General features: G+C 63.8%; 20 protein-coding genes. 13 read left to right on the top strand and 7 right to left on the bottom strand.

Annotation, left to right across the window (positions count from 1 at the left end):
• Positions 1–4: 4 nt before the first annotated feature.
• Genes allB through ATO9_RS08315 form a run of 6 tightly spaced genes read left to right on the top strand, consistent with a single transcriptional unit; the run spans position 5 to position 4,915 of the window.
• Positions 5–1,423 (top strand): allantoinase AllB, encoded by a 1,419-nt coding sequence (gene allB / locus ATO9_RS08340; protein ID WP_043747518.1) that lies wholly within the window; start codon positions 5–7, stop codon positions 1,421–1,423.
• Positions 1,420–2,235: an ABC transporter ATP-binding protein gene (locus tag ATO9_RS08335; RefSeq protein ID WP_043747517.1), complete on the top strand. Its 816-nt coding sequence runs from the start codon at positions 1,420–1,422 to the stop codon at positions 2,233–2,235. Before allB ends, ATO9_RS08335 begins: the two co-directional genes overlap by 4 nt.
• Entirely contained in the window at positions 2,232–2,993 is a 762-nt protein-coding gene (locus ATO9_RS08330; protein ID WP_043747516.1) for an ABC transporter permease, read from the top strand. The genes ATO9_RS08335 and ATO9_RS08330 overlap by 4 nt, the downstream gene beginning before the upstream one ends.
• Positions 2,990–4,072, top strand: coding sequence for a cyanuric acid amidohydrolase (atzD, locus tag ATO9_RS08325; RefSeq protein WP_043747515.1), 1,083 nt, complete (start codon positions 2,990–2,992; stop codon positions 4,070–4,072). Before ATO9_RS08330 ends, atzD begins: the two co-directional genes overlap by 4 nt.
• A gap of 12 nt (positions 4,073–4,084) precedes the next feature.
• Positions 4,085–4,498 carry a DUF3830 family protein gene (locus ATO9_RS08320; RefSeq protein ID WP_043747514.1) on the top strand — a complete coding sequence of 138 codons (414 nt, stop codon included), beginning with the start codon at positions 4,085–4,087 and terminating at the stop codon, positions 4,496–4,498.
• Positions 4,499–4,507: 9 nt separating this feature from the next.
• Positions 4,508–4,915, top strand: coding sequence for an NUDIX hydrolase (locus ATO9_RS08315; protein WP_043747513.1), 408 nt, complete (start codon positions 4,508–4,510; stop codon positions 4,913–4,915).
• Here ATO9_RS08315 and ATO9_RS08310 read toward each other — a convergent pair.
• The 5 genes from ATO9_RS08310 to ATO9_RS08295 all read right to left on the bottom strand — a co-directional run bounded on the left by ATO9_RS08310 (position 4,912) and on the right by ATO9_RS08295 (position 9,205).
• Positions 4,912–6,096 carry a vWA domain-containing protein gene (locus ATO9_RS08310; RefSeq protein ID WP_043747512.1) on the bottom strand — a complete coding sequence of 395 codons (1,185 nt, stop codon included), beginning with the start codon at positions 6,094–6,096 and terminating at the stop codon, positions 4,912–4,914. The genes ATO9_RS08315 and ATO9_RS08310 overlap by 4 nt on opposite strands.
• Before the next feature lie 2 nt (positions 6,097–6,098).
• Positions 6,099–6,266 (bottom strand): hypothetical protein, encoded by a 168-nt coding sequence (locus tag ATO9_RS24565; protein ID WP_202902120.1) that lies wholly within the window; start codon positions 6,264–6,266, stop codon positions 6,099–6,101.
• A 47-nt stretch (positions 6,267–6,313) separates the two neighbouring features.
• The gene (locus ATO9_RS08305; protein WP_043748518.1) at positions 6,314–7,708 is read right to left on the bottom strand and encodes a DUF2927 domain-containing protein; all 1,395 of its coding nucleotides are present in this window, start codon (positions 7,706–7,708) and stop codon (positions 6,314–6,316) included.
• Between the two features lie 2 nt (positions 7,709–7,710).
• Entirely contained in the window at positions 7,711–8,163 is a 453-nt protein-coding gene (locus ATO9_RS08300) for a GNAT family N-acetyltransferase (protein ID WP_043747511.1), read from the bottom strand.
• Positions 8,164–8,365: 202 nt separating this feature from the next.
• Positions 8,366–9,205, bottom strand: a complete 840-nt coding sequence (locus ATO9_RS08295; protein ID WP_043747510.1) for an AAA family ATPase — start codon at positions 9,203–9,205, stop codon at positions 8,366–8,368.
• 223 nt (positions 9,206–9,428) lie between these two features.
• Here ATO9_RS08295 and dksA point away from each other — a divergent pair, with 223 nt between their 5' ends.
• Positions 9,429–9,851 carry an RNA polymerase-binding protein DksA gene (gene dksA / locus ATO9_RS08290; RefSeq protein ID WP_043747509.1) on the top strand — a complete coding sequence of 141 codons (423 nt, stop codon included), beginning with the start codon at positions 9,429–9,431 and terminating at the stop codon, positions 9,849–9,851.
• A 73-nt stretch (positions 9,852–9,924) separates the two neighbouring features.
• Positions 9,925–11,091 carry an FAD-dependent oxidoreductase gene (locus ATO9_RS08285; RefSeq protein WP_043747508.1) on the top strand — a complete coding sequence of 389 codons (1,167 nt, stop codon included), beginning with the start codon at positions 9,925–9,927 and terminating at the stop codon, positions 11,089–11,091.
• 16 nt (positions 11,092–11,107) lie between these two features.
• Here the strand turns inward: ATO9_RS08285 and xth are convergent, their stop codons facing one another.
• Positions 11,108–11,890: an exodeoxyribonuclease III gene (gene xth, locus ATO9_RS08280; protein WP_043747507.1), complete on the bottom strand. Its 783-nt coding sequence runs from the start codon at positions 11,888–11,890 to the stop codon at positions 11,108–11,110.
• A gap of 368 nt (positions 11,891–12,258) precedes the next feature.
• Here xth and ATO9_RS24560 point away from each other — a divergent pair, with 368 nt between their 5' ends.
• From ATO9_RS24560 to ATO9_RS08265, 3 genes are read left to right on the top strand one after another with little or no spacing between them, the layout of a single operon-like run.
• Positions 12,259–13,275 carry a DUF6749 family protein gene (locus tag ATO9_RS24560; protein ID WP_202902119.1) on the top strand — a complete coding sequence of 339 codons (1,017 nt, stop codon included), beginning with the start codon at positions 12,259–12,261 and terminating at the stop codon, positions 13,273–13,275.
• A gap of 60 nt (positions 13,276–13,335) precedes the next feature.
• A complete protein-coding gene (locus ATO9_RS08270; RefSeq protein WP_043747506.1) occupies positions 13,336–14,427 on the top strand; it encodes a DUF6902 family protein in 1,092 nt (363 codons plus the stop codon).
• A complete protein-coding gene (locus tag ATO9_RS08265; RefSeq protein ID WP_043747505.1) occupies positions 14,424–15,350 on the top strand; it encodes a DMT family transporter in 927 nt (308 codons plus the stop codon). Before ATO9_RS08270 ends, ATO9_RS08265 begins: the two co-directional genes overlap by 4 nt.
• 66 nt (positions 15,351–15,416) lie before the next feature.
• Here the strand turns inward: ATO9_RS08265 and ATO9_RS08260 are convergent, their stop codons facing one another.
• Positions 15,417–15,740 (bottom strand): HesB/IscA family protein, encoded by a 324-nt coding sequence (locus ATO9_RS08260; RefSeq protein WP_043747504.1) that lies wholly within the window; start codon positions 15,738–15,740, stop codon positions 15,417–15,419.
• Between the two features lie 135 nt (positions 15,741–15,875).
• Here ATO9_RS08260 and ATO9_RS08255 point away from each other — a divergent pair, with 135 nt between their 5' ends.
• The gene (locus ATO9_RS08255; RefSeq protein WP_043747503.1) at positions 15,876–17,087 is read left to right on the top strand and encodes a deoxyguanosinetriphosphate triphosphohydrolase; all 1,212 of its coding nucleotides are present in this window, start codon (positions 15,876–15,878) and stop codon (positions 17,085–17,087) included.
• A gap of 117 nt (positions 17,088–17,204) precedes the next feature.
• Entirely contained in the window at positions 17,205–18,950 is a 1,746-nt protein-coding gene (argS, locus tag ATO9_RS08250) for an arginine--tRNA ligase (RefSeq protein ID WP_043747502.1), read from the top strand.
• Positions 18,951–19,015: the final 65 nt, after the last annotated feature.

Genomic DNA, 19,015 nt, shown 5'->3' with positions numbered 1-19,015 from the left:
CAATATGACAGACCTTATTCTGAAGGGCGGCACGGTCGTGAACGAGACCGGCCGGCAGGTCGCCGACGTGGCCATCACCGGTGAGCTGATCAGCGCCATTGCCGCCCCCGGCACGCTGGACGGGACAGGGGCAGAGGTGGTGGATGTCACCGGCCTGCACCTGATCCCGGGTGCCATCGACACGCATGTGCATTTTCGCGAACCGGGCTACACCCACAAGGAAGACTGGGAAACCGGGACCAAGGCCGCGGCCATGGGCGGTGTCACCACTGTCTTTGAAATGCCCAACACGAACCCGCCAACGCGGTCGGTCACCGAACTGCGCCAGAAGCAGGACTGCGCGAAGAAGGCGAGCGTCGATTTCGGCATCTACGGCCTGCTGGCCGAGGATAATATCGACGAGCTTCAGGGCCTGATCGATGGTGGCGTGAACGCGTTCAAATGCTTCATGGGCAACACGTTCGGCAACCTGCCGTCGCCCTCGACCGGGGCGATGCTGGAAGGGTTCGAGATCGTCGCACCCTCGGGGCTGCGGATCTCCCTGCATGCGGAAACCGCGTCGATCATGGCATGGCGTCAAGCCCGGCTGGATGCGGCGGGGCGCCATGCGCCGCTGGATCACATCGCCGCCCGCCCGGAGGTCGTCGCGATCGAGGCCGTGGCCCGCGCCGCGATCCTGTCGGAATGGACCGGCGCACGGGTGCATGTGCTGCATATCTCCTCGGCCGGAGAGCTGCGGCCGCTGGCCGAGGCCAAGGCGCGCGGGGTCGACATCACCGGCGAGACCTGCCCCTGCTACCTGTTTCTGACGACCGAGGATTACGACCGGCTGGGCAGCGTCATCCGGGTCAACCCGCCGGTGCGCGAGCCCAAGGATGCCAAGGCGATCTGGGAGGCGCTGCAAACCGGCGTGGTGGACATGATCGCCACCGACCACGCCCCCCATACGCCCGAGGAAAAGCACAACGACATCATCTGGAAGGCCGATTGCGGCTTTCCGGGGGTCGAGACCCAGATGCCGCTGATGCTGACCGAGGTCGCCGCCGGCCGGATGAGCCTGGAGCATTACGTCAAGATCTCTTCGGCCAACCCGGCGCGGTCCTTCGGCATGTATCCGATGAAGGGCCGGATCGCCGTGGGCGCCCATGCGGATATCGCCGCTGTCGACATGGCCCGCGAAGAGGTCATTCGCGCTGAAAATCTGCACAGCCTCGGCAAGATCACCCCCTTCGAGGGCCGCAAGACCGTCGGCGCTCCGGTTCACACTTTGGTCCGTGGCCGTTTCGTGCAACGGGACCGCATGCTGTGTCCCGGCATGGTGGGCCATGGCCGGCAGGTGACCGACATCCAGTCGATGCCGACCCCCGAACCGAAGAACGTGGACCAGACCCTCGCAACCCTGCTGACGGAAGGTGTGACATGAAACAGGTGCCGATTGTCGAATTGCAGAAGGTGGGGGTGACCTATGGTCAGGGCCCCGACCAGACCGAGGCACTGGTGCCCACGGACCTGACCATCGCGAAAGGCGATTTCGTGGCGCTGGTCGGCCCGTCGGGCTGTGGCAAGTCCACGATCCTGAAGCTGGTCAGCGAATTGCTGGAGCCCACCAGCGGCACCATCCTGTTCGGCGGGCGCGAGCTGGGTGCGAAGCCCATGCGCGTCGGAATGGCCTTTCAGAGCGCGTCGCTGCTGCCCTGGATGAGTGTGCGGGAAAACGTGATGCTGCCGCTGAAGATCGTGCCGCCCTTCAAGGCCGATTTCCGCGCCAAGAAGGGCGGGGAATATCGCGACCGGGTGGATGACCTGCTGGCCCAGGTCGGGTTGCTGGATTTCGCCGACAAGAGCCCCTGGCAATTGTCGGGCGGGATGATGCAGCGCGCCAACCTGTGCCGGGCGCTGATCCATGACCCGGATCTGCTGCTGCTGGACGAACCCTTCGGTGCGCTGGACCAGTTCACCCGCGAAGAGCTGTGGCAGACATTGCAGGCGCTTTGGCTGGACCGGGGCATCACCGTGATGCTGGTCACCCACGACCTGCGCGAGGCCGCCTACCTGGCCAGCCGGGTCTGCGTGATGAGCGCACGCCCTGGCCGCATCATCGAGGATCGCGCCGTGCCCTTTGCCCGGCCGCGGCCCATCGACATCACCTTCGAGAGCGATTTCGTCTCTCTCGTGCAGGATTTGCGCGGCCAGATCGTCCATGCGCCGGTCGGCCGGACGGAGGACGCGGCATGACCCGCACAATGGAAAAAATCGCGCCCGCGCTGCTGATTGTCAGCGTCTTTGTCGTCTGGGAACTCTTCTGCCTGATGGCGGGGATATCCGAACTGGTCCTGCCGCGCCCGACCCAGATCGTGGCGGCGCTGGTCAAATATGCGCCGGCCATTTGGCCTCATGCCTGGCAGACCTTCTACACCACGATGGTGGGCTTTGCCTTCGGCGTGGCCATCGGGCTGAGCCTCGGCGTGCTGATCGGGTCTTCGAAACTGGCCTACAAGACGGCCTATCCGCTGCTCGTTGGGATCTCGTCTGTGCCCAAGGTCGCGGTCGTGCCGATCTTCGTTCTGTGGTTCGGGGCCGGCACGGTACCCGCGATCCTGACCGCGATGATCATCTGCATCTTCCCCATCGTGGTGAACGTCGCCACCGGCATCGCCACGGTCGAGCCGGAGCTGGAAGACGTCATGCGCTCGCTCAAGGCCACGAAGATGGAGATCCTGCGCAATGTCGGGCTGCCCCGGTCGATGCCCTATTTCTTCGCCTCGCTGAAGGTGGCGATCACGCTGTCCTTCGTTGGGTCGGTGATCGCGGAAACCGTGGCCTCCAACAAGGGGGTGGGGAACCTGATGATGATCGCCGCGTCGTCCTTCAACGTGCCGCTGGTCTTTGCCGGGCTGATGGTGCTGGCGGTGATGGGCATGTCGCTTTACGCGATCTTTTCGGTCATCGAACGCCGCATGGCCGGCTGGGCGATGCGCAAGGAGGTGCAATGAAACGCCGGGCGATCGTGCATCGCCTGCCGATGGCGGGGCCGGACGATGCGTCGGCCCTGGTGGCGGAGATCGAGGCGGGGCGGATCGACCCTGCCGGCCTCCGCGCGGTGCTGGGCAAGACCGAGGGCAATGGCTGCGTGAACGATTTCACCCGTGGCTACGCGGTGCAGAGCCTTCGGCTGGCCCTGGCGCCCTACCTGTCGGATGACGTGCTGGGGGCACTGCCCATGGTCATGTCAGGCGGAACAGAAGGCGGTCTGTCCCCGCACTGGATCGTGCTGGAAGAGGGCGAGGGGCCGGATGGCCCGCCCGCCCTGGCCTTTGCCGCAAGCCTGACCGCGTCGCTGCCGCCGCAGGCCATCGGTCGGATGGCGCAGGTCCAGGCGGTGCGGGATGCCACCCGCGACGCCATGCGCAAGGCCGGGATTACCTATGCCGCCGACGTGCATTTCGTGCAGATCAAGTGCCCCTTGCTGACCTCCGAGCGGATCGCGGCGGCGGGCGGGGACGTGGCCACGACGGATACGTTGAAAAGCATGGGGCTGTCGCGCGGGGCGTCCGCCCTGGGTGTCGCACTGGCCCTGGGAGAGGTCGCGCCGGAGCAGCTGAGCGACGCGGTGATCGGGCAGGATTGGTCCCTGTGGTCCGCCCGTGCCTCCTGTTCCGCGGGGGTCGAGCTGACCGCCTGCGAGGTCGTGGTGATGGGCCAGTCCGCGGATTGGGCCGGCGATCTCAGGATCGGTCACGCGGTGATGCGGGATGCCATAGATGCCGGGTCCGTGGCAGACCTGCTGGACCTGGTCGAGCCGGGGTTCCGCGCGCAATTGACGCCACCCTCGCAGACGCAGGTTCTGGCCGTCCTGGCCAAGACCGAAGCCTCACCCGACGGGATGATCCGGGGCGCGCGGCATGTCATGCTGGAGGACAGCGACCTGTCGGCGACGCGTCATGCCCGTGGCTTCACCGGCGGTTTGCTGGCAGGCCTGACCGGGTTTACAGAGCTTTTCGTCTCGGGCGGGGCGGAACATCAGGGGCCGTCCGGTGGCGGGCCCTGCGCAATGATTTACAAGACTTCCTGAAAGGACAGGACCATGAGCAACCTGATCGTCAAAGCCGGAGACTTTACCTTCGGCGGCCATTTCGAAGAGGCCGACGCGCCGCAGACCGTCGCCGCCTTTCGCAAGGTCATGCCCTACAAGGGCAAGATCGTGCATGTGCGCTGGTCGGGCGAGGGCGTGTGGATCCCGCTGGGCGACGAGGATTTCGGCGTCGGCTACGAAAACCACACCAGCCACCCGGCGCCCGGCCACATCATCCTGTATCCCGGCGGGATCAGCGAGACCGAGATCCTGCTGGCCTATGGCGGGGTCGATTTCTCGTCCAAGATGGGACAACTGGCGGGCAACCACTTCATCACCCTGACCAGCGGGTTGGAGAACCTCAAGACGCTGGGCAATTCCGTGCTGTGGAAGGGCGCGCATGACATCTCTTTCGAACTGGCCTGAGGGGCGGGCATGAGCCGGACCCCGATCAACAAGGTCGGCCTTTGCGTTCTGCGCGAGGGCCGGCTGCTGCTGGCGCGCAGCCGGGGCAGCGACGTGTTCCAGATCCCCGGCGGCAAGGTCGAGGCCGGGGATGCCGATGACATCGCCGCGCTGGAGCGTGAGATCGAGGAAGAGTTGGGGATGCGGCTGGACCGGGGCGGCCTGAGCTATGTCGGCACGTTTTCCGCCCCCGCCGCGGGACAGAGCCACCGGATCGTGCAGGTGAAACTTTACGAAGGCGGCGCACCCGGAGAGGTCGCCGCCTGTTCGGAGATCGAGGAATTGCTCTGGCTGGACCTGGGCGGCGCGACGGATCGCAACCTGTCGGCTGTGGTGCAGGACCAGATCGTGCCGTTCCTGCGGGCCCGCGTGGTCTAGCGGGTCAGGTCCTTCATGCCCTTTTCCAGCCCGGCAAGCGTCATCGGAACCATGTTGTCCTCGAATATCTCTTTGATAAGCTTGATGGAATGGGTGTAGCCCCAGTACTTTTCCGGCACCGGGTTGATCCACAGGTTCGACGACCACTGATTGCGGCAGCGTTCCAGCCAGACCTGGCCCGCTTCCTCGTTCCAGTGTTCGTTCGCGCCGCCGGGATAGGCGACCTCGTAAGGTGACATGGACGCGTCCCCGACGAAGATGCACTTGTAGTCCGGCCCGTAGGTCCGCAGCACTTCCCATGTGGGTGTCTGTTCGGTCCAGCGCCGGCGGTTATCCTTCCATACGCCTTCGTACAGGCAGTTGTGGAAGTAGAAATGCTCCAGGTGCTTGAACTCGGACTTGGCGGCGGAAAAGAGCTCCTCGACCACCTTGATATGCGGGTCCATGGAGCCGCCGACATCGAGGAACAGCAGCACCTTGACCGCGTTGCGCCGCTCGGGGCGGGTTTTCACGTCGAGATAGCCATGTTCGGCGGTGGCCCGGATCGTTCCGTTCAGGTCCAGCTCTTCCTGGGCGCCGTCGCGGGCCCATTTGCGCAACCGTTTGAGCGCCACCTTGATGTTGCGCGTGCCCAGTTCGACCGTATCGTCGAGATTTTTGAATTCTCTTTTGTCCCAGACCTTTACGGCACGTTGGTGACGTGATTTCTCTTGCCCGATACGGACGCCTTCGGGGTTGTAGCCATCCGCGCCAAAGGGGGACGTGCCGCCGGTGCCGATCCATTTGGACCCGCCCTCGTGACGTTCCTTCTGCTCTTCGAGGCGCTTCTTCAACGTCTCCATCAGCTTTTCGAAGCCGCCAAGGGCCTCGATCTCGGCCTTTTCCTCTTCGGAGAGGTGTTTCTCGGCCATGGATTGCAGCCAGTCGGCGGGCAGGTCGACCTTTTCCAGCATCTCGTCGAAACTGATCTGGTCGAGCCCCTCGAAGGTCTTGGCAAAGGCCTGGTCGAACTTGTCGAGGTTGCGTTCGTCCTTCACCATCGCGGCACGGGCGAGGTAGTAGAACCCCTCGGGGTCATAGGTGATCAGGTCGGCCCGCATCGCTTCCAGAAAGCTGAGATATTCCCGCAGGGAAACGGGAATGGCATGGTCCCTTAGGGTCTGGAAGAAAGGTATGAACATGATCAGATCGCCGCGCGGTGGATGAGAAGGGTCACGAAGAGACCCAGCAATGCGAAAATCATCGCATGAACCACGGCGTATTGCAAAATGTCGGCGGTCTTGCCCTTGCGGCTCTTGGCGCGCCAGGCCCCGAAGATGGCGCCGAACAAGGCTCCTGCGATCACGATCATGCGGTCGTTCCCCCCTGGCAGCCGGGGCGTGGCCCCGGTGGATGCTTTCAGCCCCGGATATCGTTCGGGCGCAGGGCGGCGATCTCGTTCAGTTTCGCGCGCACGGCCCAGTCCGGACCAAAGCCGTATCGCGCCCAGCCCAGACTGTCCAGCCGAACCGAAGTCGCGGCGGGGCTGCGCCCGGTCAGGTCCAGAGCCTCGGCCCGCAGCAGTTGGATCGAGGCAAGAAGCGCGGCATTCTCGCCGCGGCGGGCCACATCGGCCTGTCCCTGAAGCAGGGCCAGCGCGCGGTCGCCATCCTGGCCGCGGATCGCATGGGCGGCCAGCTGGGCGGCGACATGGGCGGCGTGCGGCGCGGTGTCGGGACGCGCACGGTAGAGTTTGAGCGCATGGGTCAGATGGGCATGGGCGGCGCGGCGGTCGGTCGGCTGCACCATGCGGGCCATGACGAAATGGGCAAAGGCCAGGCGATGATCCTGCCAGCCCTCGCGCCCGGCGATGGTCAGAGCCTGTTGCGCGGCGCGAATGCGGTCGCGGTCATCGGCATCGGGGCCAAGTGCGGTCTGGATCGCGCGGGTCCAGTCCTCGGGCGTGCGGCCCAGCGGACGGGACAGGCGGCCGTCCCCCTCGGGGTTCAGGCGCGACAGCAGCGCGGGCAGGGCGGAGGCGACCTGCGCCCGCGTCATGCCCGACCGCAATTCCGGCGCATAGGTCGCGCGCAGCATCAGCATGTCGAACCCGGTCAGGACCGCATGCATGTTGTCATCGTTGAAGGTGCTGTCGGGCAGCCGGTAAAGGTCGTTGAGCGGGCCGAGCGCCTGGGCCAGTTCCTCGTGCAGGCAATCGCGGGCCTCTTGCGGGGTCACGTCGACGGGCACGAAGATTGCGATGCGACGCCGTGTGTCGAGCCGCGCCCAGTCGGTATCGCCACGCCGACGGGCAGCGTGATACTGGCTGAGCCGGGTGATGCCGGGCACGACGAAACAGGCGGCCTGGGGCAGGTAGCGACGGATCTGGGCGGAAGATACGGCCTGAACCGTGATCTGCGAGGCGCTCTTTCCGAAGTCGATATCGATCCCGGCCTCGGCGCGCAGGCGTTTCAGCAAACGGCCCAGATCGTCGACCATGCCTTGCGTCGGGGTGCCGCTGACGGAGACGCGAATGGGGCCTTCGAACCGGGTGAAGACCGGCAGATCGCGGCCTGATTCCAACTGGAAGGACAGATCGAGGAAATCCCGCGCCATGTCGCTGTTGGCCCGCAGCGGGGCCTGGGGCAGGGCGCGGGCAAAGACCTTCATCGCGGGCAGGGAGGTTGGCGCGGGCTGCGCCATCCGGGTCGGTGTTTCCGACGAGACCGGAAGCGAGGTGCGGGGTGCGTCCACGGGACCGATACAGGCCGACAGCGCGAAGGCCATCGGAATGTACCGCAGGACCCCGCGCAGGCTCACAAAGGCCTCTGGTATTTCATGAAGTCGGTCGGGGTGGCGATCCGGTCATACAGCTGACGGGCGGTCGTGTTGCCCTCTTGCGTGAGCCAGTAGACCGACGGCGCGCCGGCTTTGTCCGCCGCGGCGTAGACCGCCGTGATCAGCGCCCGGCCCAGTCCTTTGCCGCGGACATCGGGGTCGGCATAAAGGTCCTGCAGGTAGCAGACCGGTTCGGGGCGCCAGCCGTGCCGATGGAAGAGGTAATGCACGAGGCCCACGGGCTTGTCGCCCACCAGCGCCAGGAAGCCCTGGAATTCGCCGGTTTCGCCGGACAGAAGCCGGCTGAAGGCCAGGTCGTACATGTCGTCGGGCAGGGTGGTCTTGTAGAATTCAAGATAGCCCTGCCACAACCGGCCCCACTCGGCCCGGTCACCCGGTTCGATGGGCCGGATGATCACGTCATCCGCCAAATTTTCACTCCGTACTGCTCGGATCAGGCACCGCGTCTTTTGCGCGGCTATTCCCTGAATCAGAAATTATCCACAATGTGCGGGAAAACGGCTGACTTGTCACGCCCTTGCAGAGATTTTCACCGCAGGGCAGGTGCATTTAAAAGAAAAAGGCCCCGGCGGCGGAATTGCCCCGGGGCCTTTCTGCAATTGTTGATCTGGTTTACCGCTGGCCGCGCGCGAGGAAGGCGAGGCGTTCGAACAGGTGCACATCCTGCTCATTTTTCAGCAGGGCACCGTGCAGTTTGGGCAAAGCGTTGGCACCGTCGCGCTTGAGGTCGGCGGGGCTGAGGTCTTCGGCCAGAAGCAGCTTGAGCCAGTCCAGAACCTCGGAGGTCGACGGCTTTTTCTTCAGGCCCGACGTTTCGCGCAGTTCGAAAAATTGCGTCAGCGCAGAGGTCAGAAGCTCGGCCTTGATGCCGGGGTGATGGACCTCGACGATCTGCTTCATCGTCTCCATGTCGGGGAAGCGGATGTAGTGGAAGAAACAGCGGCGCAGGAAGGCGTCGGGCAGTTCCTTTTCGTTGTTCGAGGTGATGATGACGATCGGGCGCTGCTTGGCCTTGATGGTCTCTCCGGTCTCGTAGACGTGGAATTCCATCTTGTCGAGTTCCTGCAGAAGGTCGTTCGGAAACTCGATGTCGGCCTTGTCGACCTCGTCGATCAGAAGAACGACTTTCTCATCCGCATCAAAGGCTTGCCAGAGCTTACCCTTCTTGATGTAGTTCTTGACGTCATGCACCTTTTCCTCGCCCAGCTGGCTGTCGCGCAGGCGGGACACGGCGTCGTATTCGTATAGACCCTGCTGGGCCTTGGTGGTGGACTTGATGTTCCACTCGATCATCTTGAGACCGAGGCTTTCGGCCACCTGCCGCGCCAGTTCGGTCTTGCCGGTGCCGGGCTCGCCCTTAACCAGGAGCGGACGCTCCAGCGTGACGGCGGCGTTGACGGCAACGGTCAGATCCTCGGTGGCGACGTAGCTGTCGGTTCCCTGAAATTTCATGCTCTTGAAGCCTCTCTCTCCCGCATTCCGCAGGACGATAATATGTTCCGCAAATGGGTGCAATGCGATGCATACCGACGGGTATTCACCGATCCAACCGGGTTAACAACTTTGAGAAATGTGTAGTGACATTGCTATCCAAAGGGAGTAAGCCCCGCAGCGTAAGGGGCCCGTGGAAAGCCAGGCTGCACTGGCGGGTCACGGCTTTAGTAGGGAGCCAATAATGAAAGCAGAGACTTTTCTGCCCGAGGATTACCGTCCGGCTGAGGACGAACCCTTCATGAACGAGCGCCAGACCGAATATTTCAGGCGCAAGCTGCTTTCCTGGAAAGAAGAGATCCTCTCGGAAAGCCGCGACACTGTCGAAGGTCTCCAGGAAAACACCCGTAACATCCCCGATGTGGCCGACCGTGCCTCCGAGGAAACGGATCGCGCCCTGGAACTGCGGACGCGAGATCGCCAGCGCAAGCTGGTGTCCAAGATCGACTCCGCGCTGCGCCGCATCGACGAAGGTGAGTATGGGTATTGTGAAGTGACCGGGGAGCCGATTTCGCTCAAGCGCCTTGATGCGCGTCCGATCGCGACCATGAGCCTCGAGGCGCAGGAGCGTCATGAGCGCCGTGAGAAAGTCCACCGCGACGATTGAGCGCCGGTGACATTCTGAAATTCGAAAACGCCGGGGGTTTTCCTCCGGCGTTTTTCGTAGCAATAGCCGGCGCATGAGCCTGATCGGACAACATATCGCCGTGGTCGGCGCCGGCATCGGCGGGTTGGCCTGTGCCCGGGCGCTGGCGCTGCGCGGGGCCAGCGTCACCGTCCTGGAACAGGCGCCCGAGATCGCTGAGGTCGGGGCGGGCCTGCAGGTGTCGCCCAACGGCATGGCCGTGCTGCGCGCCATCGGGTTGGAGGACGAGCTGCGCGCCACCGGTGCACCGCGGGCCGAGGGCGTGACCCTGCGCAACCGCAATGGCGGCGTCGTGGCGCGGATGGCGCTGGACGGGTTGAAGCGACCCGAGGATTACCTCTTCGTGCATCGCGCCGACCTTATCGACGTGCTGGCACAGGGTGCGCGGCAGGCCGGGGTCCGGATCAACCTGTTGCAGCACGTGGCCCAGATCGATCCCGGCCCGCGTCCCTGCGTCCGGCTGAGCCAGGGCGCACGGGTCCAGGCGGACCTTGTCGTGGCGGCCGATGGTCTGCATTCCTCGCTGATGACGCAGCTGAACCCGGGGGCGGATCCGTTCTTCACCGGGCAGGTGGCCTGGCGCGCACTGATCCCCGGCGATGGCGGCCCGGCCGAGGCCGAGGTCTTCATGGGGCCGGGGCGGCACCTGGTGACCTACCCACTGCGCGGCGGCGCGGTCCGCAATATCGTGGCGGTCGAGGAACGGCGATCCTGGGTCGAGGCGCGCTGGTCCCAGAAGGACGATCCGGACAACCTGCGCGTGGCTTTCGCCGGGATGGGCCCGGCGGTGCGCGGCATGCTGGACGACGTGCGCTATGTGCATCTGTGGGGGCTTTTCCGGCACGAGGTCGCGGCGCAATGGACCGGGGAAAACGTGGCCTTGCTGGGCGACGCGGCACATCCGACGCTGCCTTTCCTGGCGCAGGGCGCGTCCATGGCTTTGGAAGATGCCTGGGTTCTGGCCGACAGCCTGTCGCGCGCAGATGACGCGGCAACGGGCCTCGCGCTCTATCAATCGCGCCGGCGTGCCCGGGCGCGGCGGGTCATCGGGGCGGCAAACGGCAATGCGTGGAAATACCATCTGCGCGGACCCTTTGCCCTGGGCGCGCATATGGGGATGCGGATGATCGGCACGCTGGCCCCATCTGCGATTTCCCGCAGTTTTTCATGGCTTTACGATCACGACGTGACCGAGGGGTGACCGGAGGGCGGGGCCGCTAGACGTCGAGGTCGACCCAGACGGGCACGTGGTCCGAGGGTTTTTCCCGTCCGCGCAGACCGGCTTCGATGCCCGCATCGGTCAGCAAGTCCGCGCATTGCGGCGTCATCAGCACATGGTCGATACGGATCCCGTCGTTCCGCTGCCAGGCACCGGCCTGGTAATCCCAGAAGGAATACTGACCGGGCGCCGGGTTGCGGGTGCGGAATGCCTCGGTGAAGCCGAGGTTCAGGATCCGCCGCCAGGCCTGCCGGCTGTCGAGGCGGAACAGCGCGTCCTCGCGCCAGGCATCGGGGCGGGCGGCGTCTTCGGCCTGGGGGATGATGTTGTAGTCACCCGCCATAAGCGCGGGTTCTTCCTGCTCCAGCAGGTCCTGCGCGCGGGCCTTCAGGCGTTCCATCCAGGACAGTTTGTAATCGTATTTCGGCCCCGGCGCGGGGTTTCCGTTCGGCAGATAGAGCCCGCAGAGCCGCAGGGCGGTCTTTTCGCCGACGACCGTCGCCTCGATCCAGCGGGCCTGTTCGTCCTCGTCATCGCCGGGCAGGCCGCGGGTGACGTCTTCGAGCGGATGTTTTGACAGGATGCCGACGCCGTTGAAGCTTTTCTGTCCGTGGGTTTCGACATTGTAGCCGCGTTCTTCGAATATCTCGCGGGGGAAGCTCTCGTCGATGGACTTGATCTCTTGCAGGAGGACGACATCCGGAGAGGCCTCGTCGAGCCAATCGGTGAGCGCGGCATGCCGCGCCTTGATGCCGTTGATGTTGAACGTGGCGATACGCATGGCCGACTCCGATGGTTTTCCCATCTATCGCGCATCCCCGGTTCCGGGGCAAGCGACGCTGAGTAGCGTCTAAGTTGTTCAAATCAGCGTCAGATTCTCGGTCGAGCTGTCCGATGTTGAGTCACGCAACCCCGATGATTCGAGTCGATTCGTAGCTCATGATGCTCCTGGGGACCGCAATGGAGCACCTTTGTGTCGAAGTTAAGAAAAAAATTCGATCACGCCCGATTTAATCGTTTCAACGGGTTAACGCGAATCGCCTCGCGTGCCACAAAATCCTGCACACGTATAGGTTGAATTTGGGCTTTTCGGATCGCGATTTCCGGGCAAACGTTTGGTCATCCAACACCAACTGGGAGACCACGAAGATGTCTGCAATTCGCAAAAACAACACCCGCCAAGCTTCTGTCATCGTTGAGGAAAACACGCTGCTCGATGGCGAGGGTCTCGAGATGTTTGCCTCCGGTTCGGCGCCCGTCGCGTCCTCTTCCCTGACCGGCGACGCGGTCGAAATGTTCGCCTCGGGTTCGGCCCCTTCGGCCTCGGTTCGCGCCCTGTCCGGTGACGCTGTTCAGATGTTCGCTTCGGGCTCTGCGCCGGCTGTCAAGTCCGAATCTCAGTCCGGCGACGCGGTCGAGATGTTTGCCTCCGGTTCCGCCCCGGTCGGCTCTTCCGACGCTCGTAACGGCGATGCAGTCGAAATGTTCGCCTCCGGTTCCGCTCCGAGCGCTTCCAAAATGGGCAACGGCGATGCGACCGAGATGTTTGCTTCGGGCTCCGCACCGACCGCTTCCGACGTGACCTCCGGCGATGCGACCGAGATGTTTGCTTCGGGCTCCGCACCGACCGCTTCCGACGTGACCTCCGGCGATGCGACCGAGATGTTTGCTTCCGGTTCGGCTCCGACTGCCTCCAGCGTGACCTCCGGCGACGCGACCGAGATGTTTGCTTCCGGTTCCGCTCCGACCGCTTCCGACGCGACCTCCGGCGACGCGACCGAGATGTTTGCTTCCGGTTCGGCTCCGACTGCCTCCAGCGTGACCTCCGGCGACGCGACCGAGATGTTTGCTTCCGGTTCCGCTCCGACCGCTTCCGACGCGACCTCCGGCGACGCGACCGAGATGTTTGCTTCGGGCTCCGCACCGACCGCTTCCGACGCGACCTCCGGCGACGCGACCGAGATGTTTGCTTCGGGCTCCGCACCGACCGCTTCCGACGCGACCTCCGGCGACGCGACCGAGATGTTCGCCTCCGGTTCCGCTCCGACGGCTTCCGACGTGACCTCCGGCGATGCAGTCGAAGCCTTCGCTTCGGGTTCCGCACCGACGGCCGGCGCCGACGTGAACGCGGGCGACGAAGTCCAGGCCTTCGCTTCGGGCAGCTAAGTCGCGACGCATCTGACGGGACGGGGCTGGTCTGGCCCCGATGATCAAAGGAGAACTACAATGTCCAATGTCATCCACCTCACCTTCCCCTCCCGCAGCGAACAGCGGGCCGCGCGACACGCGGCCCTGCTGGAAACCTTCGCGCAGCATCGCCGCGACGAAGGAGACGTGTTCTGGCTCAAGGAAAACGCCGAGATCCTGAACATCCTGGAATGCACCGGCCAGGAAGTCGACCGTGACGCGCTGATCGCCCACGAGGCGTTCTACGACACGATAGGCGAACGGCTGGAGTTCTTCCCCCAATATTACCGATTCCTTTTGTCGATCTGCATGGACCTCGAATCCCTCGGCCTGGGCGCCGGCAAGGGCGAGGCGCTGGCCCAATGGGTGGCCAACCAGGGACTGGTCGAAGCAGAGCTGTCCGACCTTCAGCGTGGCGAGGCCATTCGCCTTTTGACGCGTGTTGGCGTCAATTGCGGTGATGACGTGACGCTGGTCAACGACAAGTTGAAAAACTTCGGACGCCGAAGCGCGACGTTTTCGATCCCGAACAAGAAAGCGGCCTACGAATTGACCCACATTGCCTTCTATCTGAGCGAGTATGGTCGCAAGGATCCGCACGTGGACGCTGCATTTCTGCAAAGCCTTAAATTCACGGGAACACTCGCATTTTTGGACTGTAACTGGGATTTGCTTGCTGAAGTTTGTGTCGCGATGCGCTACTGTGGGGCTGTGCCGCCCTCCGATTGGGATGATGCGGTCGCCAATGTGACGGGGCGTTTTGCCGTCGCGGAAGGGGAGCACGCGGTGCGGCAAGACGACTACCACGAATACCTGGTTTGCAACTGGGCGTTGAGTGAAGCGGGAGGCAAGAGCTTCCAGGCGCCGATCCAGGCGGGACCTGTCAGCTTCCATTCCGATCGGATGACCGCGGCGCCGCTGCGCGAATTGTCCGAAATCATTTACGGCCTTCAGACGCGTCGGTCGTCGGACTGGCACCTGATGCGCGACTATGTCTGCGAGAATGTCAGCGAGGATTGCGCCGACATGCTGCTGCGGGCCGAGGCCGCCACCGATTGTTTCGAGGACTTCTTTGCCGGCTTCGCCCGGACGGGCATGTCCGCACCAAGAACGGAGGTTCTGAGGGCATGAAGGCAGGCTCTGTCGCAGCACTGACCGGGGCGACCCTGGTTCTTATCTACACTGCTTTGATCTCGTCCGCGGACGGGATCACCAAGCTTCTGGCCGGGGGCTATGCAGCGCCGCAGCTTTACGCCGTTTCCGGCGGGCTGGTGGCGCTGTTCTGTGTTCTGGCCAATCGCGCGCGTCCCGTAGAGGGCGGGCTGCGCACGACGCGGCCCTATGCCATGGCGATCCGGTCCGTTGCGACGGTCGTGGCGGGCGTGTCCTTTTTCTATGCGTTCCGTCTGCTGGCCTTCGCGGAGGTCTTCATCTTCATCGGCCTGATGCCGATCATGTCCGGCCTGATGTCCGGCCCGATCCTGCGGGAACGTGTGCCGATGCGGGTCTGGGCGGCGCTTGCCGCCGGGTTCGTCGGCGTGATGTGCCTGTTCCCGGAAGGCGTGCAGGCAATAACGCTGGGTCATGCGGTGGCGTTGCTGGCCTGTTTCTCGGGCACGCTGTCCATGGTCATGGCGCGATATGTGGGCCGGTATGAATGCAATTCGCTTGCGCTGGTCTTCTTCCCGAACCTCACGAACATGGTGGTGATGGCCGCCATCCTGCCCTTTGTCTTCAAGCCCATGCCACTCACGGATCTCGGGCTGGCAGTTGCCTATGCGGCGCTGCTTTTCGGCGCGCGCTGGTTGCTGGTCGTCGCGCTGCGCCTGCTGCCCGCCTATACGGCGACACCGCTGATGAACCTGCAATTCGTCTGGATGGTGTTGATCGGGCTCGTCTTTTTTGGCGAAGTTCCGGGCAGCAACGTGTTCCTGGGGGCCGCGATCGTCGTCGCCTCGGGCGTGTACCTGGTCTACGAGCAATTCGCAGGGCAGAAACGGCGCGAGGCACGCATTCAGAACCGCGCCGCAGCGGTCATGCCGCCGGCGGAATAAAGGTTGCGGACCGACGGTTGCGGCGGGGGTGGTCCCGCCGTCCCGTCTGACACGGAAAAGCCCGTCTTACATGGAAAAGGACGTGCCGCAGCCGCAGGAACTGGTGGCGTTCGGGTTCTCGATCACGAAACGCGCGCCGATCAGTTCATCCGCGAAATCGATCACGGCGCCGGACAGGAAGGGCAGGGACACGTCGTCGACCACGACCTTCTGCCCGTTGCCTTCCAGGACGAGGTCGCCATCGGCGATGTCGTCCAGCTTGATCTCGTATTGAAAGCCGGAACATCCCCCACCTTCCACGGCGACGCGCAGGGCCTGACCCTGGTCGCCGGCACCGATTTCGGCAAGGCGTTCGAAGGCGCGGTCGGTCACTTTGGGGGGCAATTGCATGGGGGCCTCTCTTCGATCGGGGAGACAGGGTTTGCCTGTCATCACCGTGCAATATATGCAGACCCAGACTAGGCGACAAGGAGCACCGGGGATCAACTTCGGGCTTCGTCGGGACATAATTGATGAGGAGGCGCCATGCTTGCGCCCTATGCCAGCCACGCGGATCAGTCGCGGGGGCGGTTTTTTCCGCAGGAGGAAAGCACCTTTCGCTCCTGCTATCAGCGGGATCGCGACCGGATCATTCACGCCTCGGCCTTTCGGCGGCTGAAGCATAAGACGCAGGTCTTCATCGAACATGAGGGCGATTACTTCCGCACCCGGCTGACCCATTCGATCGAGGTCGCACAGGTGGCACGGACGATTGCCGGGGCGCTTGGCCTCAATCCAGAACTGACCGAGGCCGTCGCGCTGGCCCACGACCTTGGCCATCCGCCGTTCGGCCATACGGGCGAGGACGCGCTGTCGGAGCTGATGGCCCCTTACGGCGGGTTCGATCACAACGCCCAGGCGATCCGCATCGTCACCAAGCTGGAACGCCATTACGCCGAATGGGACGGCCTGAACCTGACCTGGGACACGCTGGAAGGCATTGCCAAGCATAATGGCCCGGTGACAGGCGACGTGCCCTATGCCCTGGCCGAATACAACGCCCTGCACGATCTAGAGCTGCACACCCATGCCAGCGCAGAGGCGCAGGCGGCCGCGTTGTCCGATGACATCGCCTACAACAACCACGATCTGCATGACGGGCTGCGGGCAGAGCTGTTTTCGACCGACGAATTGGCCGAATTGCCGATCCTCGACCGTTGTTTTGGCGAGGTGGACGCGCGTTACCCCGATCTGAACTACTACCGACGCCGCCACGAGGCGCTGCGGCGCTTCTTTGGTGTGCTGGTCGAGGACGTGATCGATGTCAGCCGGGCGAATATCGCGGAGCTGGGGCCGCAATCGGTCACCGATATCCGCCTGGCCGGGCGGATGCTGGTGCAGTTTTCGCCCGAGGTCTGGAAAGACCTGAAACAGATCCGCGAATTCCTCTTCCATCGCATGTACCGCGCACCGGAAGTCGTTGAGATGCGGGCAAAAGTCACGATGATCGTGCGAGAACTGTTCCCGCTGTTCATGCAGCAGCCGGACCTGATGCCCAAGCAATGGCGCAAGGATGTCGAAGATGTCGAAGGCGACGATACGGCGCTGGCGCGGATCGTGAGCGACTATATCTCGGGCATGACGGACCGGTTCGCCATCGTCGAACATGCGCGCCTGACGGGACAGGACCCCGAACCGGGCCTGCGCGCCTCAGGCCCCGGTCATATCCGCTACAAGGACCGGATCGGCGAGGGCTGAGGCCACACCGGTCGGCCGAACGCCCGCACAGCAAGGCCGCACGATCCATTGACCTTCACCCTGCGGGTGGTAAACCGCCCGCAACACAACGCCCGCAATGCCTGCTAGGATCACTTCATGAACCTCTTTGCCGATATCCGTGCTCTCGTCCTCGACAGCCTTGCCGCGATGCAGGGCGAGGGGCAGCTGCCCGAGGGGCTGGACTTTGCCAATGTCACGGTTGAGCCGCCGCGCGATCCCGGCCATGGCGATATGGCGACCAATGCGGCGATGGTGCTGGCCAAACCCGCCAAGTCCAAGCCGCGCGATATCGCGGAGGCGCTGGCCGCCAAGCTGGCCGACGATCCGCGCATCACCTCGGCCGAGGTTGCGGGGCCGGGCTTCCTGAACCTGCGGCTGGACGGGTCCGCCTGGGCGGGGGTCGTGAAGACGGTTCTGGCCGATGGCGTGGCCTATGGCCGTTCCGATATGGGGCAGGGGCTGAAGGTCAACGTCGAATATGTCTCGGCCAACCCGACCGGACCGTTGCATGTGGGCCACACGCGCGGGGCGGTCTTCGGCGACGCCTTGGCCAGCCTGCTGGATTATGCCGGCTACGACGTCACGCGGGAATATTACATCAACGATGGCGGGGCGCAGGTCGATGTACTGGCCCGGTCCGTCTACCTTCGCTACCTCGAAGCGCATGGGCAGGAAGTCACCTTCGAAGGCGGCACCTATCCCGGCGATTACCTGATCGAGGTCGGTGAAGCGCTGAAGGCCAAGGTCGGCGATGCCTATGTCGACCAACCCGAAGAGGTCTGGTTGACCGAGGTGCGCGAATACGCCACCGACGCGATGATGGCCCTGATCCGCGAGGACCTGAAGGTTCTGGGCGTCGAGATGGACCACTTCTTCTCCGAGAAATCGCTCTACGGGACGGGGCGGATTGAATCCGCGATCGACGACCTGCGGTCCAAGGGCCTGATCTATCGCGGCACGCTGGAGCCGCCGAAAGGCAAGGTTCCCGAGGATTGGGAGCCGCGCGAACAGACGCTGTTCAAGTCGACCGAACATGGCGACGACGTGGATCGGCCGATCATGAAATCGGACGGGTCCTGGACCTATTTTGCCCCCGACATCGCCTATCACTATGACAAGATTTCAAGGGGTTACGACCTTCTGATCGACGTGTTCGGTGCTGATCACGGTGGCTATGTCAAACGGATGAAGGCTGCGGTTTCGGCGCTGTCGGATACCCGCGTTCCAGTCGATATCAAGCTGTGCCAGCTTGTGAAGCTGTTCAAGGATGGCGAGCCCTTCAAGATGTCCAAGCGGGCAGGGACCTTCATCACCCTGCGCGACGTGGTGGACGAGGTCGGCCCTGACGTGACCCGTTTTGTCATGCTGACCCGCAAGAACGATGCGCCGCTGGATTTCGATTTCGACAAGGTGCTCGAGCAATCGCGCGAGAACCCGGTCTTCTACGTGCAATACGCCCATGCCCGCGTCTGTTCGGTGCTGCGCAAGGCGACAGAGGCCGGGATTGCCCATGACGACGCCACGCTGGGCGACGCGGATCTGTCGGGCATGACTGACGATGCAGAGCTGTCGGTGGCCAAGAAGCTGGCCGAATGGCCGCGCCTGGTCGAGATCGCGGCGCGGACCAACGAACCGCATCGGGTGGCCTTCTACCTGTATGAACTGGCCAGCGATCTGCATTCGCTGTGGAACAAGGGCAACGAAAATCCGGGCCTGCGCTTCCTTCAGGAGGACGATCCGGCGCTGTCGCAAAGCAAAATGGCTCTCGCACGGGCCACAAATGTTGTGATTTCCGCAGGTCTTGCTATCCTTGGCGTAACCCCCGCGGAAGAGATGCGCTAACGCACCGCCGCGCCGGGACGAGCAGTCAAAGATGAACGCGCCGGAACAGGCGCGCGGTGTGAGGC

The sequence above is a fragment of the Pseudooceanicola atlanticus genome (assembly GCF_000768315.1).
GTDB classification, from domain to species: domain Bacteria; phylum Pseudomonadota; class Alphaproteobacteria; order Rhodobacterales; family Rhodobacteraceae; genus Pseudooceanicola; species Pseudooceanicola atlanticus.
Note: the sequence above shows the minus strand (reverse complement) of the source record. Positions and strands in the feature narration are given on the sequence as shown.

Coding starts and splice junctions, on each gene's coding strand:
- allB (WP_043747518.1), top strand. CDS start 5: ATGACAGACCTTATTCTGAAGGGCGGCACGGTCGTGAACGAGACCGGC.
- ATO9_RS08335 (WP_043747517.1), top strand. CDS start 1,420: ATGAAACAGGTGCCGATTGTCGAATTGCAGAAGGTGGGGGTGACCTAT.
- ATO9_RS08330 (WP_043747516.1), top strand. CDS start 2,232: ATGACCCGCACAATGGAAAAAATCGCGCCCGCGCTGCTGATTGTCAGC.
- atzD (WP_043747515.1), top strand. CDS start 2,990: ATGAAACGCCGGGCGATCGTGCATCGCCTGCCGATGGCGGGGCCGGAC.
- ATO9_RS08320 (WP_043747514.1), top strand. CDS start 4,085: ATGAGCAACCTGATCGTCAAAGCCGGAGACTTTACCTTCGGCGGCCAT.
- ATO9_RS08315 (WP_043747513.1), top strand. CDS start 4,508: ATGAGCCGGACCCCGATCAACAAGGTCGGCCTTTGCGTTCTGCGCGAG.
- ATO9_RS08310 (WP_043747512.1), bottom strand. CDS start 6,096: ATGTTCATACCTTTCTTCCAGACCCTAAGGGACCATGCCATTCCCGTT.
- ATO9_RS24565 (WP_202902120.1), bottom strand. CDS start 6,266: ATGATCGTGATCGCAGGAGCCTTGTTCGGCGCCATCTTCGGGGCCTGG.
- ATO9_RS08295 (WP_043747510.1), bottom strand. CDS start 9,205: ATGAAATTTCAGGGAACCGACAGCTACGTCGCCACCGAGGATCTGACC.
- dksA (WP_043747509.1), top strand. CDS start 9,429: ATGAAAGCAGAGACTTTTCTGCCCGAGGATTACCGTCCGGCTGAGGAC.
- ATO9_RS08285 (WP_043747508.1), top strand. CDS start 9,925: ATGAGCCTGATCGGACAACATATCGCCGTGGTCGGCGCCGGCATCGGC.
- xth (WP_043747507.1), bottom strand. CDS start 11,890: ATGCGTATCGCCACGTTCAACATCAACGGCATCAAGGCGCGGCATGCC.
- ATO9_RS24560 (WP_202902119.1), top strand. CDS start 12,259: ATGTCTGCAATTCGCAAAAACAACACCCGCCAAGCTTCTGTCATCGTT.
- ATO9_RS08270 (WP_043747506.1), top strand. CDS start 13,336: ATGTCCAATGTCATCCACCTCACCTTCCCCTCCCGCAGCGAACAGCGG.
- ATO9_RS08265 (WP_043747505.1), top strand. CDS start 14,424: ATGAAGGCAGGCTCTGTCGCAGCACTGACCGGGGCGACCCTGGTTCTT.
- ATO9_RS08260 (WP_043747504.1), bottom strand. CDS start 15,740: ATGCAATTGCCCCCCAAAGTGACCGACCGCGCCTTCGAACGCCTTGCC.
- ATO9_RS08255 (WP_043747503.1), top strand. CDS start 15,876: ATGCTTGCGCCCTATGCCAGCCACGCGGATCAGTCGCGGGGGCGGTTT.
- argS (WP_043747502.1), top strand. CDS start 17,205: ATGAACCTCTTTGCCGATATCCGTGCTCTCGTCCTCGACAGCCTTGCC.